This is a genomic window from Fenollaria sp. (genome assembly GCF_057222035.1).
The window spans coordinates 40,279-55,662 of record NZ_JBXXYC010000005.1; the positions used below are offsets into that span (position 1 = coordinate 40,279).

The following is a 15,384-nucleotide window of genomic DNA, read 5'->3' on the forward strand; positions in this document are numbered from 1 at the left end:
CAATGAAAAATAGATGCCAGTTTCAAAACTTAGCATCTATAATACCTCTATTTATCTTTTATTCTTAGCAGTGTCGCTATTGCCTGCTCTTTTGTATAATGGCTTTTTGGTGAAAATCTTCTATCGCTTACTCCTTGCATAATTTTTGCTGTATAAACTTTTTTGACGTCGTCTATTGCCCAAGTGGAAATGCATTGGCTATCCAAAAAACTAATATCGCCTGATACTAAATTCATCCCAAGCTTTTCGCTTAGCTTTGACAAGATCACTGCGGCTTCTTCTCTTTTTATTTTGCCATCTGGATTGAATTTATTATTGCCAAGACCATGTACTATGCCTTCGTAGGCTAATTTTTCGACTGAGAGCAAAACGTTGTCGTCAAATTTAACTCTGCCTGTAATTTCCTTTTTTGTCATGCTCTCGTAAAAGTTTACGGCGATGCTGCAAAACTCGCCTCTCGTTATATCATCGCGATAATTATTTTGAAGTATTGCAGGAACTAGTCTTTCGTCTATAGCTCTCGTAATCTCTTTTTCTGCCCAAGCGGATGGTTTTTGCCAAGCTTTTTGCTCTTTGCTTTTGTTCAAATCGATGCTATATTTTTTATTATTTTTATAAGTATCAAATTTGCCTTTGCCTAGATACTCTATCCTATCATACTCAAATGGTATAAGTACTTTTCCGCTTCTATCGATTACGCCGCTTTTTGCATTATTTGTAGTTGACTGAGAGCCAGCGTACCATTCACTTGCCTTGCTTTTAACGATGGCGTAGTCGTCTTCAAAAACTATTCCTGATGGCCAAACTTCATCTATAATAAAATCTAGGACCATATTTTGCTTATCATCAAGTAAGGCTAGTTTAGGAACAAGCGTTTCTTTAAGCGCCTCGCTTTTTTTGCTCAATACGTTTTGTTCGTTTTTTGCATTTATTTTTAAATATTTACAAAGTGTAATGTATCCAGCTTCATCTACTCCGCTTACCATGCCATCGAAATGTGCAGGCGTTAAGGCGCCTTTCATATCTGATATAAAATACTTTTGATCTATATCGGACTTATCTTTTTCTGCCAATAGGAGTTTATTCTCAGGCAAAAAATATATGTCTTTATACTTAAATGGTATTATAACGCTTTTTTCCTCAGTATCTATCACGCCGACAAAGCCACTCGCATCGTGATTTGAAATGTAAACGATGGCATATTGATCTTTGGTTTTGTCAAAGGATATATTGTGCGAGCCGTATTCAAAGTGGTAGCCAAGAACTGGTTTAGGCGCTTTTTCAAGCTCTGATACGATCGCATCTATTTCCTTTTGATTTAGGCTTATACCGCTTACTGCGTATGAGCTCTTGCTAAATGCTACTGCCAAAAATATTACTAAGACTATTTTAAATAAAAAATTTTTAATTTTCATTGTCATTTACCCCTAATACCAACTATTCTTAATTCTTTGAAGATCGTTATTTAGTGTAAATTTATTCATTGCTTACGCCATTGAAGTATTCATCTGTATATAATACTTCTACTTCTCCTGACCAATTAAGAATAGAACCAATAAAATCATTTATATCTAGTCCTGGCATCTCATATATTTCCTCATCTCCAAAAGTTCCACAGGCATCCTCTACAAATACTGTTTCATAACCTCTATCAGAAGATAGGATACTGCTAAACAAGCAGCAATATTCTGTGTTAAAACCACAGATATATACTTTTGATACTTTATTTTCGCTAAATATTTCTTGAAGATTTGTATTATGAAATGGATTACATGATGATTTTGGTATAACATAATCAGCAGCTTCTCTAAATTCATCTAGCAATTCTACATCGCTGGAAGCTTTATAAAACGGACTGTCGCTGTCGTCCGAAAAATGTTGAGTTAAGAGCACGATATCGCCTTTGCTCTTAAAATCATTTATTAATAATCTAATATTCTTTAAAGTGTTTGAGAAATCTTTTTTCTTTAAAACCCCTTTTTGTACATCTAATACGATTAATGCGTTCATAATTGATATAACCTCCTTTTATTATTTATATTATATAACGTTATACTCCTTATAACCTATAAAAAATGGATACCAGTTTTAAAATCAAATATTTTCATTTACTTTTCTATATTCATCGTATAAAACCTTTAAATTATAATCATTAAACTTCTCTATAGCTTTTTTCCAAAGAGGTGCCATCTCGCCAAATATGCTTATATAGTCATAATTTGCACTTATAATTTTTTGTGCCGCTTCATTTACTCGTTTTTCATTTTTATTTCTTCCTAAACCAAGGTATCACTCTATTGACACTTCTTTTATACGCTAGATATTCATCGCCAAAATTTTGATAAAGCCACTTCTCCTCTGTATTTTTCATAAGTATTGTTAAAAATATCCATAAAACTAGTGGCACTACAAAGAGTGCTGCATTTCTCTCGCCTATGATTACTCCTGTGGATATGGCTAGAAATGCTGAATAAACTGGGTTTCTGACTATGCCATAGACCCCAGTTGTAATGAGTTTACCCTCTTTTGCATTTTTATTTATTTTTGAACCGATGACTGAGGCTAACCATAGATATGCGCCTAGCGCTATAAAAATTATCTCAAGTGCAGTGAAGATCCATGTTTCGCCTGTGATTTTGCCATTGACAAGTGCGCCTCTTCTATTCAAAACGACTGAGATAACAGTGACTAAAACTGTTGTTATCACAAAAATCGGTCCAACGCCAAAAACTGGCATACTTTTTTCTGTATCTTTCATTTTAATCCTCCTTATTTTATGTATGCTAGTCTTTTAAATATATGTCCATCTCAATCCTAAGCCATTCATCAACGGTCTCTTTATCCTTAATCCTTGCGTAAAGCTCTTTGCCAGCGTCCATAAGCCTTGAGAATACTGCGTTATCGCCTCTTGGTACATAACCAATCTTTTCCTTTTGAAGTGTTTCTACGCGTATGGCCTTTTCATCATGAGGATTGTCTTCTCTGAAAAATAATAATTTATCGTCAATATTCAAATGCTTTTCTATATCGAAAATATTGTCAACGTGTGTTGTTCCTGCGACATGCGTGGTAAATAGATATATTTCGCGCTCGAATGGTTTTGGCACCACAAGACCGCCAGTGCCATGCAGTACACCTAAAAGGCCGCCGCCATCATCTTTTTTAACTAAATCACTCATCTTTCTCCTCCAATAGTTTTGCTATAGCTTCTTCTAAATCCTTTATTGCATTTTCATAATCTTTTATCGATTGACTTAGCTCATCCTGTTTTTTCTTCATAAGAGCATCATCATCAAGATAAATCTTAAGCGTATATGGGAAGCGGCTCTTGATCTCATCCATGTTCTTTTTAATATTTTCAATAAGCTTTTCAAGACGAGCCTTTTCCTCAGCCATATCCAAGACAGTTTTTAGCTTAGTATCGTCATCTTTTTTCTCTTCATCAGCTCCAGAAACTACATAGATAAGCTTCATGCTAGCGACGTCACCCGCTTTATACGCTTCGACCGCTCTCACAAAAAGTTCTTTCTCAGCCTCAGTTACTTCTGGATTAAGATCTGGATGGAGCTTTTTAACGACTTTTCTATACATATCCTTAAGGTCTTCGCTCTCGACATCAGATAAAAATTCGCCCTCGCTTCTCTTGATTGACTCGTTCACTTCGTTTAGCTTTTCTTCAAGATCTTCCTTATATTTTTCAAACTCTTTGTCAAGTATCTCGTCTATCTCTATAACACTGACTTTTTCATCTCTATAGACCTTCGCCTGAATGAGCTCTTTCTTTCTTTTTAGTCTTTGATAATTAAGGCTTAATTCATAAAGTTTGTATTCAAGATAGCCAGCCTCAAGCATGTACCTCATCTTGATGTTTGGACAAGCCGTGTATATTAAATTGTCGCGCTCCTCAACGAGACTTACAAGCTCCTCTCTAAGCGCCTTTATATCATCTTTTAGTTCAATTTTGCCCTTGAACTCCATAATATCCGCCATAGTCCACCTCTTTAGTTAATTATATCACTAGAGATAATAATTTTCAAGGCAAAGAAAAGCTCTCTACTTAATAAGTAAAGAGCCAAATTTTTTATTCAATACTATTTAATCCATCATAAAGCTCATTGAATGACTTGATCTTCTTCATCCTTCCGTATGAAAGCTCTTTGTTCTCGCCAAACTCGTATAAAAAGCACTTTGCGAGCTCTTCGACTGTCACTTCAAGTGCTGTGAAAAACTCTTGATAAGCAAAGTTTTGCGCCTTGCTGCCTTCGTCGAACATATTTATAATCACAGATTCACAAACTTGATCTAGTGGATACATTTTGATGTGCATTAGCTCATGAACTATGGTCTCTTCGATGTTTTCGTCCTTTGGATTTACTGCGTTTAGCATAAGTACCGCCTTTTTGTCTGTCGGGTCTATCTTGAAATCGCCCGTCTTTTTCCATTCAGGATCTTCGACAAACTCAAGCCTTATGTCCCACTCAGGCACTATACGTAACTTTTTTGTGTATTTATCAAATAATTCTTTTACTTTTTCTCTGTCCATAATTTTACCTCTTTTTAATTTAATCCCATCGATTTCGAGGGGTTTTCCCTTAACTATGGCTATGGTATAGCCACCATCACTAATCACTTCTGCTTTAATTAGTCCGCCATCGTCAATTACTATGGCATCATTTACTTTCCTTACGCTAATCTTCCCTGCATCTTTATGAAAGCCTTTGCCAAGATATTTTAGATAAGCTTCAAGGGCTGTGAAGCGCATAAGAAATTCTTCTTTATTATTATAAGCGCCCTCATCGAAGTTCAAAAATTTTGTTCTTTTAAACTTTTCTATGTCTATATCGCGGCTATTGTCTTCTATATCTACTCCAATTGCTTCACTTGCCACTGCCACGACTGAAAATTCTGTGCTATGTGAAATGCTAAAGTCTTTGTCCCAGCCATTTATATATGGCTTGCCATATTTATTTTGCTGCCAAATAGGCTCCGCTTCACTATTTTCTAGTGAAAAAAGTATATTGATTAGGCCTCTCGTCTTTATATAGCGGATTTTTTCTCTCTCGTCTTTGATCTTTTGCAAATTTTCTAAATTAGCTTGGCTTAAGTGCTTTTGAAAATAATCTATATTTACTAAATCCATTGGCAATTTGAAAATTACTGGCTCAGCTAAATTTGCTTCGCTTAAATCTTTTGGTGAAGTGAGTTCCATTAGCCTAAAATTTTTACTCGTATTCACTAATATCTGTTTTTTCATCTATATTGATTCTCTTAAGCTTTTTAAGCGTTTCAGGAAGTCCCTTTACGATGTAATTTTTGCCCGGCTTAACGCCTAAAGTGACTTTGTAGCCGACTTCTTCAGCGATTAGCTCGCTTAGACCGTCGAAGTCGCCCTCTGGATAAGCAAATACAAGTGGTTCGCCGTCTGCAAACTCTTTGTAAAGCGCCTTGTACTTGGCAGTATCCTCTTTAAAGGCTTTGACGTAAGTCTCCTCGCTCTCACCCGGAAGTCTCTTGGCAGTCCTTCTGAACGTGTATTTATCACTAGGATATGCTTGATGCATCCAGTATGTGTGTGAGCCAAACTCAATCACATCTGACATCTCTTTTGCCTCGGCCGCGCTAAAGTGCTCGTAGATATCTTTATCTGTATCTGGATATTTATTTAGCCCCATGGTCTTGCCAACTGGGAATATTGTCGCCCTCAATCCATATTTTTTTAATAATGGATAGGCTTCGGTGTAGTTTGATCTATAGCCATCGTCAAAGGTGATAATGCAAAACTTTTGAGGTAGATCTGCATCGCCATTAACATAGTCATATAAATCTCTAAATGAGACTGTGGCAATATTATTTTCTTTTAAATATTTCAAAACGCTCTCAAACTTTTCTTTTGTGATGATGTAAGCGTTTTTCGGGTCCTTGTCAATGTGGTGCAGCTCGAAGATGTAAAACTCTTTAGCATCTGGCTTTGCCTCTGTATATAGAGGCGCCTCTGCCTTGTCGACGTAGCGGCCAAAGTCCTTGCGACCAGCGTAAATGGTCTCAAGCATCATCTTGCCAAGGGCGTTTCTGAAGTGAGCTGGATCGTAGAAGAATCTCGGATCGTTCTCGTACTCAGTTCCTGTGAAGTCCCAGAAAGGGCTGATCTCTGCGAGTCCCTTGTAGTAGCTTTCAACCTCGGACTTGTCATAGCGAGCAGTCTCGTCCTTATACATTGGGCATAAAAGCATTGTAAGCTCTACTCCGGCATCGTCACAGGCTTTTTTCATGCGGCGAATTGCCTCAAGCGCATCATTTGCGTGAGCCATCTTAAGCTTTGTGTAGTCCTTATTAAAGCCTTTCTCTGCCTTGTAATCCTCTTCGCTACCGATGTACTCGATGTCCCTTTGGCTCTTGTCATAAGAACCATCAAGGCTGAAGACGTCAAAGCTCTCTTGAACGAGTGACCTCTTGCCCATTGCCCTAAATTTTTCAATCGCATTTCTCGGATTAGCAAAAAGATACTTCGCATAAAACAAAATTTTGCTCTCGCCAGAAACATCCGGATTCATGTAGTAGTTTAAAGAATTCCTCTCTCCGTTGTATCTAAGAGCCGATGGTATCGAAAGTGGCAGTATTACTGACTCCACCTCATAATTTTTCAAAATATAATCTAAATTCTTTTCAACAACATAAAGGTCCGCGCCGTATGAAAATAGATTAAAATACTTTTTGCCAGTGTATTTCTCAAGCTCAGCTGTTGGAATGGATGAAGCGCCACTTGCGCCCAAAATGAAGTTTTTGTAATCCTTTCCCTTGATGTACTCAATCTTGGCCGTCCTTGGGTTTTGTGTAAAATCATAAGTATACCACTTAGTAAATCTATCGCCAAAGACGTTGAATGGATCAGCTAGCACATTCAAAATAGCTACGGCTAGAGCAAGAATTAAGATGCATGCAAAAAATATTGTGATGAATTTTTTCTCTTTCATATAATCACCTAATAATTTCTATAGATAAAGTCTACTTTTGTAAAGCCGCTCGCAAATACACCAAAGTATGTGACAAAGGCCATAAATATAAGTAGTCCCGTGAATAAATAGATTGGCTTAATCTTAAGAATTTTTTCTTTCACATCAATTTCTTTTTCTTCAGCGAGTGAAACGATGAAGACAAGTATAAGCGAAATAAGTATAACGGCGTAATCAAGCCTGCTTAGACCAGTAGCTGCGTGTCTGAAACCTCTATCGACAAGGGTTTTCTTTATCATGTGAAGAGCTGTTCTAAGGCCAGCAGATCTCGTAAAATACCTGCCTACAAAGACTATCATAAGCGTTGAAAATATTTTCGTTATTCTATAAGTAAGTGATGTATCTTTTAAGCCGATTTTATTTCTGAAGGCTTTAAATCTATCTTCAAAAATAAGTCCCAAGCTGATTATGGTACCGTTATATAGACCGAAGGCCAAAAAGTTTAGACCAGCGCCATGCCATATACCTATGATGAAGTAAACAACAAAGCTTGCTATACTTAGTGTTAAGTACTTACCAAATTTGCGGCCAAGGTGCTTTCTTGACTGTTTGTTGATAAACACGAAGGCCTTTGATAGCGATAGACTGTAGAAAACGTAGTCTTTCATCCACGAGCCAAGGCTTGTGTGCCAGCGTCTCCAAAAATCCGCAAGGCTTGTCGCGAAGAATGGCCTTTTGAAGTTTCGGTCAAGCTTCACACCAAATAAATAGGCCGCGCCTCTTGCGACGTCGATGCCGCCTGAGAAGTCACAGTAAATTTGAATTGAATAAAATATAATTGCTATAAAAACAAAGATGCCCGAATATAAATCTGGCTCGGTAAAAACTTTGTTCACAAAAACCGCTGCCCTATCGGCAATGACAAGCTTCTTAAAGAAGCCGTATAGAATTAGCATAAGACCATAAGAAATGTCTGTGGCACTACTATCATCATTGTAAAGGCCATGGGATATATCATCGTAGCGCGAAATAGGTCCTTGCATCATTTGCGGGAAGAATGAAACGAAGAGCGAGTATTTGAAAATGTTTTTTTGCGCTTCGTACTTTGCTCTATAAACGTCGATCACATAGCCACTCGCCATGAATGTGTAAAATGAAATGCCAAGCGGAATGAAGTTTTTGAAGATATTGACACTAGTAAACTTAACTAGGCTTAGCATGCCAAAATTTAATACGAGTGCAAGAGTCAAAATAAATTTATTCTTATGCTTTTCTAAATAAATGGCAGAAAAATAAGTGCTTAAAATTACAAAGATTAAGTAGACAAAGGCCTTTACACTAAAGCTTGCATAATAAGCTAAAGAGATGAGTAAAAGCGCCTGCCACTTGTACTTAGCAATCTTAAACACAATAAAGGAACATAGTAAAAATACTATGAAAGTGAAGCTTGTAAAACTCATTGCAATGATTTAATTAGTTTCTCTATCGCTAAAACGTTTGCGAAATTTTCTGGCAATAGCTCGGAAACTTGTATTTTAACGCCAAAAGCGTCGTTTAATTCTATGACTAAAGTCACTATGTCGAAGGAGTCTAGTATGCCTTCTTCGATGATCTCAGTTGTGTCCTCAACCGCTTCTCCAGTGACGTCTTCGATGATTTCTTTTATTTTTTCTTTCATTGGTCTTCCCTCCAAATATATACGTAGGACTTGAGTCCGTCCTCTTTAAATCCATATTTATGGTATAGTTTTATCGCTCTCGAGCCTTCGTCTGTCCACACATTGACGCGTTTTTTCTTAGAAACAGATCCAAGATAATGGCGTAAGATCTCGCTGCCAAGTCCCTCGCCCCTCTTAGCTGGGTCTATGTAGAAGTGCTCGATACTGTCCTTAAACGCATCCGTGCTAAACTCGATAAAGCCAGCGCCATCTATCCCTATGAAAAGTTTTTTCTCTATGCGCTCCTTAACCTCATCCATGCTAAGCCTTTCGCCTGAGTATTCATCAAAGCTTTGTAACGCACCATAAATAAATTCTGCGTCGTCAATATACTTAACTCGCTTTGATTCATAAGGCTCTTTATGATTTAGGCGCAGTCTCACTCTTGTCTTGTATAGCTCAAAGCCAATATTTTCAAGCGTCTCATCCATTTGTTTAGAAACGATTTCGCTTACAAAAGTGCCTTTAGCATCAAATTTTTCATTGATATCATTTATATAATAATAAAGTTTGTAATAGCCTTCTCTTTTGATTAGGACATAGAAATTCCTATAGCCTTTTATGTAGTAGAGCCTAGCTATATTGGTTTCATATAGCGAAGTATTCATGTAATCATTTGTGATGGAGCCCTCATAAGATTTTAAAATCTCAAGCTCCACAACTCTATTAAACTTCTCCACGTTCATAAATTTCTAAAAGCCTCTTCTTATCAATCTTAGTGTTTTGCGTCTTAGGAAGAGCGTCCATGTGCACAAACTTCGATGGAAGCATATACTTTGGCAGCCTTTCAAGGATAAAGTCCTTAAACTCCTTCCTCGAAAATTCCTTTCCAGAGTAAAACAAAATTATGATTTCATTTTCTTTATCAAAAACAGCGCTCGCCTCGTGTATACCCATGGCGTAGACCTGTCTTTCTATCTCGTCTAGCTCGATTCTGTGGCCAAAGACCTTGACCTGATTGTCCTTTCTTGCCAAAAATTCTATCTCACCAAAATTATTTCTTCTAACAAAGTCACCGCTCCTGTAGACAATCTCTCTATATGCCTTGTTTAGTGGGTTTTGCACGAAAGCCTTCTCAGTTTGATCAAGTTTATTGTAATAGCCATAAGAAACGCCTCTACCCCTGATAACAAGCTCACCCTCGTCAGCTTCTTTGTCGCCATCAAGTATCATGACCTCCATATTCTCACAAGCCTTGCCTATGGGGATGATCTCATCATCTTTAAAGTCCCTGTCAACCTTATAGTAACAACAATCGCAAGTCGCCTCAGTCGGTCCATACAAGTTAAAGTACTCAGCCTCTACAGTTTTGCGCCAGATGTTCAGCTTTTGCGCGCTCATTTGCTCGCCAGCAAAAGTAACTAGCCTTAAGTATTTTGGTTTATCTATATCAAAAACATTTGAATTTGAAAGAATATTAAGCGCCGACACCGACCATAATATAGCCGTAATTTTATTTTCGTTTAAGTATTCAACTACCTTGACTGGAAATAAAAAGTCCTTCGGGTCCATTAAGTATAAAGTCGCTCCAGTCTTCGTAAATAGGCAAAGCTCCTTAAGCGACGCATCAAAGAAGAGCGGCGTTTGATTTGCAAGCCTATCGTTTTCGTTTATTTTTAAAGTCTTCTCTAGCCAATCTTGTAAGTCCACGAGCATGAAATTACTGATAACAACGCCCTTTGGCTCACCAGTTGTACCAGATGTGAATAAAACATAAACAGGATCTGCGTCTATCATCTTTGCTCTAATCCCTTCAAGAGCCGCCTCGTCACAGCCATAATCATGGTTATAGTCATAGTGAAGAGCATAATCTTCGAAAATATTCTTCGTATGATAAATGCCTAAAGTGCTCTCAAGACGCTTTTTGATAGTTTCAATCCTCTCACGAGGCATAGACGCATCGATGGGCACGTAAAAGTTGCCGCTGTAAATAACCGCGAAAAATGAGATTATAGTCTCCAAAAACCTGTCAGTCTCAACCATGATGGGACGCTTCGTTTGTGGATGAATTTTATGTATCTCACTTGCAAGACTAATAGCCCTCGCGCGAAGCTCACTAAAAGTGATGGACTTCTCTTTGTCAACGATGGCTACTTTGTCAGGATATTCACTTGTTATACGGTCTAGTTGATCGATGAATAGCATATTACACCTCATATTAATATTAACACAAGATGTGATGATTGTCAATAATTTCGCATTCAAACGTCGCCTGGAACTCGTTCCCTTTTTCGGCAATGCTCAACTTATTTCGCATTAAGTTGAGCCCTTTTGCTAGTTTTAAATTTTTTGTCGCTGCGGAGTGCGCAGTTGCACACCTCACTCCAAAAAATTCTGCACAACGCAAAATCATCTCAACTTCTCTGCGAACTAAGCGTTTGAGTGAATTTGTATGGTGTTATTAAAAGTCACTTCGTCCCATGCATACATTTGCTCTGCGAAATCTGTTGCAAAAAGAAATAAAGATCTTATCAATATCTCACAAAAAGATATTAATATTTTATAAGTATTATTATAAAACTTTTTTATAGTGTAAGATATGTTACAGAAAGAAGACTTTCTTAAGTATAAAATATAGACAAAATAGAAAATGAAAAATTAAAGGAGGAAAATTATGTTTTGTTACCAATGTCAAGAAACTTTAAACAACAAAGGCTGCACTAAGGCTGGTGTCTGCGGTAAAAAGGCGGATGTTGCCAGCGCGCAAGACCTACTTGTTTATACTACTAAACTACTTTGTGATGTTTTAAATAATCTTAGAGGTGAAAACTACACTATAGATAAAAAGTACAATCACATGGTTACTTACAACATGTTCATCACCATTACCAATGCAAATTTTGACTTAGACATGATACTAGATCAAGTCGTAAAAACTATTGAAGCTAAGGATGAACTACTAGCTAAATTAAATGATAAATCTAAACTACGCAAGCTAAGTCTTTACTCTGACAAGGACAGAGCTAAGCTTATGGCTTTAGCAGAAATAGTCGGTGTTTTAGTAACTAAAGATGAAGATCAAAGATCACTAAAGGAGCTAGCTACATACGGTATCAAGGGTATGAGTGCGTATATGAAGCACGCTAACACTCTTAATTATGATGATGAAAGTATTGATATCTTTATTCAAGAAACACTTGCAAGATTCATAGATGTAGAAATTCCAATTGACGAGCTATATGAAACAGTATTGAAAACTGGTGAATACGGCGTTAAGGCCATGGCCCTGCTTGATAAGGCAAACACTGAAACTTATGGTAACCCAGAGATCACAAAAGTTAATATCGGCGTTAGTGATAAGCCTGGTATACTTATATCCGGCCACGACTTAAAGGATATTGAGATGCTGCTTGAACAAACTGAAGGAAGCGGTGTTGATGTTTACACTCACTCAGAGATGCTGCCTGCACACTACTATCCGAAGTTTAAAAAGTACAAGCACTTCATAGGTAATTATGGCAATAGCTGGTGGATGCAAAAAGAAGAGTTTGAAAAGTTTAATGGACCAGTACTATTTACGACTAACTGCATTGTGCCACCAAAAACTGATTATATAGATAGGATATACACAACAGGAGCCGCTGGCTTCCCAGGATGCAAGCACATCAAAGCTGACGAGAACGGTCACAAGGACTTTACAGAAATCATTGAGCATGCTAAAAAATGCAAGGCGCCTGTTCAAATTGAAGAAGGCGAGCTAGTAGGTGGCTTTGCACACAATCAAGTTCTTGCACTTAAAGACAAAGTTGTAGATGCAGTTAAATCAGGAGCAATCAAAAGATTTGTTGTCATGGGCGGCTGCGATGGAAGACAAAAAGGAAGAAGCTACTATACAGAATTTGCAGAAAAACTTCCAAAGGATACTGTAATACTAACTGCTGGCTGCGCAAAATATCGCTACAACAAGCTTAATCTCGGAGACATAGCAGGTATACCAAGAGTATTGGATGCAGGTCAATGTAACGACTCTTACAGCTTAGCAATGATAGCGCTAGCGCTTAAGGATGCCTTTGGCCTTGATGATATCAATGACTTACCTATAGTCTACAATATCGCATGGTACGAGCAAAAAGCTGTCATAGTCTTACTTGCACTGCTTTCACTTGGCGTAAAAAACATACACCTTGGACCAACACTACCAGCTTTCTTAACAGGCAATGTAGTTAATATACTAGTAGAAAAATTTGGCATAGCTCCAAACTCAAGTGTTGATGAAGATCTAGCAAAGTTCTTCGCATAAGAATATTTAACAAAAAGAAAACCATTGTTCAGATAAACTCTGTTCAATGGTTTTTTCTATAATAGATCTTCTAACTTTGTTCTAGAAAAATATATTTTATTATCCCTTTCTTCGATAAGCCCCTCAGCTTTCATCTGCGACAGCTCTCTTGATAAAGATGGCCTTGGTACACTTAAAAATTCTGCAAAGGCAGTCTTGTTAAATGGCAGCTTAATAAAGCCTCCCTCGTCAATAATCAGAAGGTAATTGATAATCTTGTTACGAATAGACTTAGCCGTGCATATCATAAGCTTCTTGTTTAGGTAGTAGGCTTTGTTTGCAAGTATGCTAATGATATTATTTATTATCATCTTATAATTATCTTCTTGATTTACAATAAAATCTTTCTTTATAATAAGAAGCGAAGTGTCTTTAGTAGCGCTAGCATAGTGATGCAAAGGTTCATCTATAAAAAGATACACCTCAGCAAATACAGTACCAGGCTTGTCAAAGACATTGACTATAGTTTTTTTACCGCTCTGAGTTATATTCTCAACAGTAACCTCACCAGATAGCAAGATATAAAGCTCCTTTACATAATCACCAGCAATGAATACACTCTCTCCACGCTTAAAATTTTTCACGCTGGCCTTTGCGAAGTTTAGGTAATCTTCAATTTCTTCACTTTTCATGCCTTTAAATAGCAACGATTTTTTCAAAATATCTATCATATATCCTCCCTATCAACTGACTTTATCATTCTTACATATAATCCTTATACCCATAATAACTAAGTTTATATGTGTTAAGACGCAAAAAAGAGAGCAAAATTGCTCTCTAAAAATATTTTAATCAATTTTTGTATCGTTTCAACGATCCGTCGCTGTACTAAATTTTTAGATAAAGAAGAACCTCATCCATCATCAAAACTTCGTTTTGGATGGGTCCTGGCCGTAAGTTTAATCAAATCGACGTTCACTACGTTCCGTCTCTTTGTAAACTCTGGCATAAGGCATGCATAGCCAATCGAACTTCATTTCACTCGTTCTCTTGGTGCATGGACTTAACAACCTTAGTGCTTCGCACTGGCCTGAAAAGACCTACTAAAGATTTCCTTTAATAGGTCTGAAATATAAAAGTAACTATTAACTTGTGATTAGGGAAATGAGATAATTAATCGTTCCATTTTCAATCAATATATAGAGGCCGAGCCCAATAAACACGACTGGTACAATTATTTTTTCGTACTTTTCTACAGTTTCTCCGATAGCAGAAATTGAGGCGAGATTTTGAGATAATTTGCATAGAACTAAAACACCTAACGCAAATATTACTAAACTTATACTAATCTCAATCAAACTCTTTCCTGTAAAATAGGGAATATAAATTCCTAAATTATCTCCACCCATTGCCACTGTTAAGCTTGTAAATGCTAAGATTTTTGATCCATCTCTGGTAATTTTTCCCTCGATATCTTCTTCATCAATATCTTCATCCACAAAAATTGATCTTATACCAAGACCTAGTGGAATTAGACCAAGGAGTCCGATAATCCAATCTTGTGGAATAAAATTTAAAAAGTAAGCGGCTATAAGACTAACCAGAACAAGCAGTCCTGTACCTAAATACTGTCCTGCATAAATTGATTTCAAACCTTTCTTGCCTTGACTGGCGAATAAGATAGTCAAAACAACTAAGTAGTCAATTGATGTAGATACAAAAACTAATAAAGCGGATACTATTGTTTCCATTATTTCTCCTTTCAAAATGTTTAATTTTTTTAGACAATCAAAAATTGACTGCAAACACATTGTGCCTTGGCAGTTGCCAATGGAGACACTTGAAGAAATAACTTCACAATTTTCCCACCTTTCCTTTTAATATTTGCTATAGTATACTATAACAGTCGGATTTTGTCAAGTATGCTGATAGATATCCACGCAAACTATAGAGATTGAAATTATATAAAATTAGATATGCCAAACATCATTTATTTAATATTGAACCATCTCATTCACTCTTTTCTGAACTGTGTACTAATCATATCCAGCTTGTAGATTAAGTCCATAACCAGCAGATGCTGGATGGATAATGGCTACAGGAATTTTACCTTGATTCCATTCTTTAAGGCCTTCACTTGTTTTAAGTTCTCATAGATATCTCTTTCTTTATCTGATAGCCTTGCAAAGACTTCAATGTTTACCTTCTCTGGCATTTTTACGTAATCTTAAGCTTTCATAAAAGCTGTTATATCCAATATTTTACTGATTATTTCACTTGTCAAGTCCTGGTCCATCCTGTTAACTCCCCCTAAAATATACATAGTGTCTACACACCCTACAATAATCTACACTTAAAATGTTCTCACAAGGTATTTTTCAAATAGAAAAATGGCTTTTAAGATTTCTTCTGAAATCCTAAAAGCCATTGGTTTCAACAGTCTTATGACCCATCATCTTATTTTCTTGACAAGACTGCGACGGCTTCCATGTGATATG

14 protein-coding genes are annotated in these 15,384 nt (G+C 36.8%); 1 reads left to right on the forward strand and 13 read right to left on the reverse strand.

The window, feature by feature from the left end; genetic code table 11:
• Positions 1-47 precede the first annotated feature (47 nt).
• The 11 genes from AC2UOP_RS04910 to AC2UOP_RS04960 form a co-directional block, all read right to left on the reverse strand.
• Complete coding sequence (locus tag AC2UOP_RS04910) at positions 48-1,415, reverse strand: S-layer homology domain-containing protein (RefSeq protein WP_484832841.1); 1,368 nt, start codon at positions 1,413-1,415, stop codon at positions 48-50.
• 61 nt (positions 1,416-1,476) lie between these two features.
• Entirely contained in the window at positions 1,477-2,010 is a 534-nt protein-coding gene (locus AC2UOP_RS04915) for a cysteine hydrolase family protein (RefSeq protein ID WP_484832842.1), read from the reverse strand.
• 256 nt (positions 2,011-2,266) lie between these two features.
• Entirely contained in the window at positions 2,267-2,758 is a 492-nt protein-coding gene (locus tag AC2UOP_RS04920) for a methyltransferase family protein (RefSeq protein WP_484832843.1), read from the reverse strand.
• A 25-nt stretch (positions 2,759-2,783) separates the two neighbouring features.
• Complete coding sequence (locus AC2UOP_RS04925; protein WP_106018239.1) at positions 2,784-3,179, reverse strand: HIRAN domain-containing protein; 396 nt, start codon at positions 3,177-3,179, stop codon at positions 2,784-2,786.
• The gene (locus AC2UOP_RS04930) at positions 3,172-3,990 is read right to left on the reverse strand and encodes a hypothetical protein (RefSeq protein ID WP_484832844.1); all 819 of its coding nucleotides are present in this window, start codon (positions 3,988-3,990) and stop codon (positions 3,172-3,174) included. The genes AC2UOP_RS04925 and AC2UOP_RS04930 overlap by 8 nt, the downstream gene beginning before the upstream one ends.
• Positions 3,991-4,081: 91 nt before the next feature.
• Positions 4,082-5,254: a 4'-phosphopantetheinyl transferase family protein gene (locus AC2UOP_RS04935; RefSeq protein ID WP_484832845.1), complete on the reverse strand. Its 1,173-nt coding sequence runs from the start codon at positions 5,252-5,254 to the stop codon at positions 4,082-4,084.
• On the reverse strand, positions 5,223-6,971 hold the full coding sequence (locus AC2UOP_RS04940; protein WP_484832846.1) for a polysaccharide deacetylase family protein: 1,749 nt from the start codon (positions 6,969-6,971) through the stop codon (positions 5,223-5,225). Before AC2UOP_RS04940 ends, AC2UOP_RS04935 begins: the two co-directional genes overlap by 32 nt.
• 8 nt (positions 6,972-6,979) lie before the next feature.
• Complete coding sequence (locus AC2UOP_RS04945) at positions 6,980-8,410, reverse strand: MBOAT family O-acyltransferase (RefSeq protein ID WP_484832847.1); 1,431 nt, start codon at positions 8,408-8,410, stop codon at positions 6,980-6,982.
• The gene (locus AC2UOP_RS04950) at positions 8,407-8,628 is read right to left on the reverse strand and encodes an acyl carrier protein (RefSeq protein ID WP_070599521.1); all 222 of its coding nucleotides are present in this window, start codon (positions 8,626-8,628) and stop codon (positions 8,407-8,409) included. Before AC2UOP_RS04950 ends, AC2UOP_RS04945 begins: the two co-directional genes overlap by 4 nt.
• Positions 8,625-9,353, reverse strand: coding sequence for a GNAT family N-acetyltransferase (locus tag AC2UOP_RS04955; RefSeq protein ID WP_484832848.1), 729 nt, complete (start codon positions 9,351-9,353; stop codon positions 8,625-8,627). The genes AC2UOP_RS04950 and AC2UOP_RS04955 overlap by 4 nt, the downstream gene beginning before the upstream one ends.
• Complete coding sequence (locus AC2UOP_RS04960; RefSeq protein WP_484832849.1) at positions 9,334-10,812, reverse strand: amino acid adenylation domain-containing protein; 1,479 nt, start codon at positions 10,810-10,812, stop codon at positions 9,334-9,336. Before AC2UOP_RS04960 ends, AC2UOP_RS04955 begins: the two co-directional genes overlap by 20 nt.
• Before the next feature lie 469 nt (positions 10,813-11,281).
• On the opposite strand from AC2UOP_RS04960, the gene hcp reads away from it, so the two are divergent.
• Positions 11,282-12,907, forward strand: a complete 1,626-nt coding sequence (hcp, locus tag AC2UOP_RS04965) for a hydroxylamine reductase (protein WP_484832850.1) — start codon at positions 11,282-11,284, stop codon at positions 12,905-12,907.
• A 56-nt stretch (positions 12,908-12,963) separates the two neighbouring features.
• Here the strand turns inward: hcp and AC2UOP_RS04970 are convergent, their stop codons facing one another.
• Both AC2UOP_RS04970 and AC2UOP_RS04975 read right to left on the reverse strand, forming a co-directional pair.
• Positions 12,964-13,617 (reverse strand): Crp/Fnr family transcriptional regulator, encoded by a 654-nt coding sequence (locus AC2UOP_RS04970; protein WP_484832851.1) that lies wholly within the window; start codon positions 13,615-13,617, stop codon positions 12,964-12,966.
• 414 nt (positions 13,618-14,031) lie between these two features.
• Positions 14,032-14,637 (reverse strand): CadD family cadmium resistance transporter, encoded by a 606-nt coding sequence (locus AC2UOP_RS04975; RefSeq protein WP_484832852.1) that lies wholly within the window; start codon positions 14,635-14,637, stop codon positions 14,032-14,034.
• Positions 14,638-15,384 lie beyond the last annotated feature (747 nt).

Excerpts from the sequence above, each read along its gene's own strand:
- AC2UOP_RS04910 (WP_484832841.1), bottom strand. The coding sequence starts at position 1,415 with ATGAAAATTAAAAATTTTTTATTTAAAATAGTCTTAGTAATATTTTTG.
- AC2UOP_RS04915 (WP_484832842.1), bottom strand. The coding sequence starts at position 2,010 with ATGAACGCATTAATCGTATTAGATGTACAAAAAGGGGTTTTAAAGAAA.
- AC2UOP_RS04920 (WP_484832843.1), bottom strand. The coding sequence starts at position 2,758 with ATGAAAGATACAGAAAAAAGTATGCCAGTTTTTGGCGTTGGACCGATT.
- AC2UOP_RS04925 (WP_106018239.1), bottom strand. The coding sequence starts at position 3,179 with ATGAGTGATTTAGTTAAAAAAGATGATGGCGGCGGCCTTTTAGGTGTA.
- AC2UOP_RS04930 (WP_484832844.1), bottom strand. The coding sequence starts at position 3,990 with ATGGCGGATATTATGGAGTTCAAGGGCAAAATTGAACTAAAAGATGAT.
- AC2UOP_RS04935 (WP_484832845.1), bottom strand. The coding sequence starts at position 5,254 with ATGAAAAAACAGATATTAGTGAATACGAGTAAAAATTTTAGGCTAATG.
- AC2UOP_RS04940 (WP_484832846.1), bottom strand. The coding sequence starts at position 6,971 with ATGAAAGAGAAAAAATTCATCACAATATTTTTTGCATGCATCTTAATT.
- AC2UOP_RS04945 (WP_484832847.1), bottom strand. The coding sequence starts at position 8,410 with ATGAGTTTTACAAGCTTCACTTTCATAGTATTTTTACTATGTTCCTTT.
- AC2UOP_RS04950 (WP_070599521.1), bottom strand. The coding sequence starts at position 8,628 with ATGAAAGAAAAAATAAAAGAAATCATCGAAGACGTCACTGGAGAAGCG.
- AC2UOP_RS04955 (WP_484832848.1), bottom strand. The coding sequence starts at position 9,353 with ATGAACGTGGAGAAGTTTAATAGAGTTGTGGAGCTTGAGATTTTAAAA.
- AC2UOP_RS04960 (WP_484832849.1), bottom strand. The coding sequence starts at position 10,812 with ATGCTATTCATCGATCAACTAGACCGTATAACAAGTGAATATCCTGAC.
- hcp (WP_484832850.1), top strand. The coding sequence starts at position 11,282 with ATGTTTTGTTACCAATGTCAAGAAACTTTAAACAACAAAGGCTGCACT.
- AC2UOP_RS04970 (WP_484832851.1), bottom strand. The coding sequence starts at position 13,617 with ATGATAGATATTTTGAAAAAATCGTTGCTATTTAAAGGCATGAAAAGT.
- AC2UOP_RS04975 (WP_484832852.1), bottom strand. The coding sequence starts at position 14,637 with ATGGAAACAATAGTATCCGCTTTATTAGTTTTTGTATCTACATCAATT.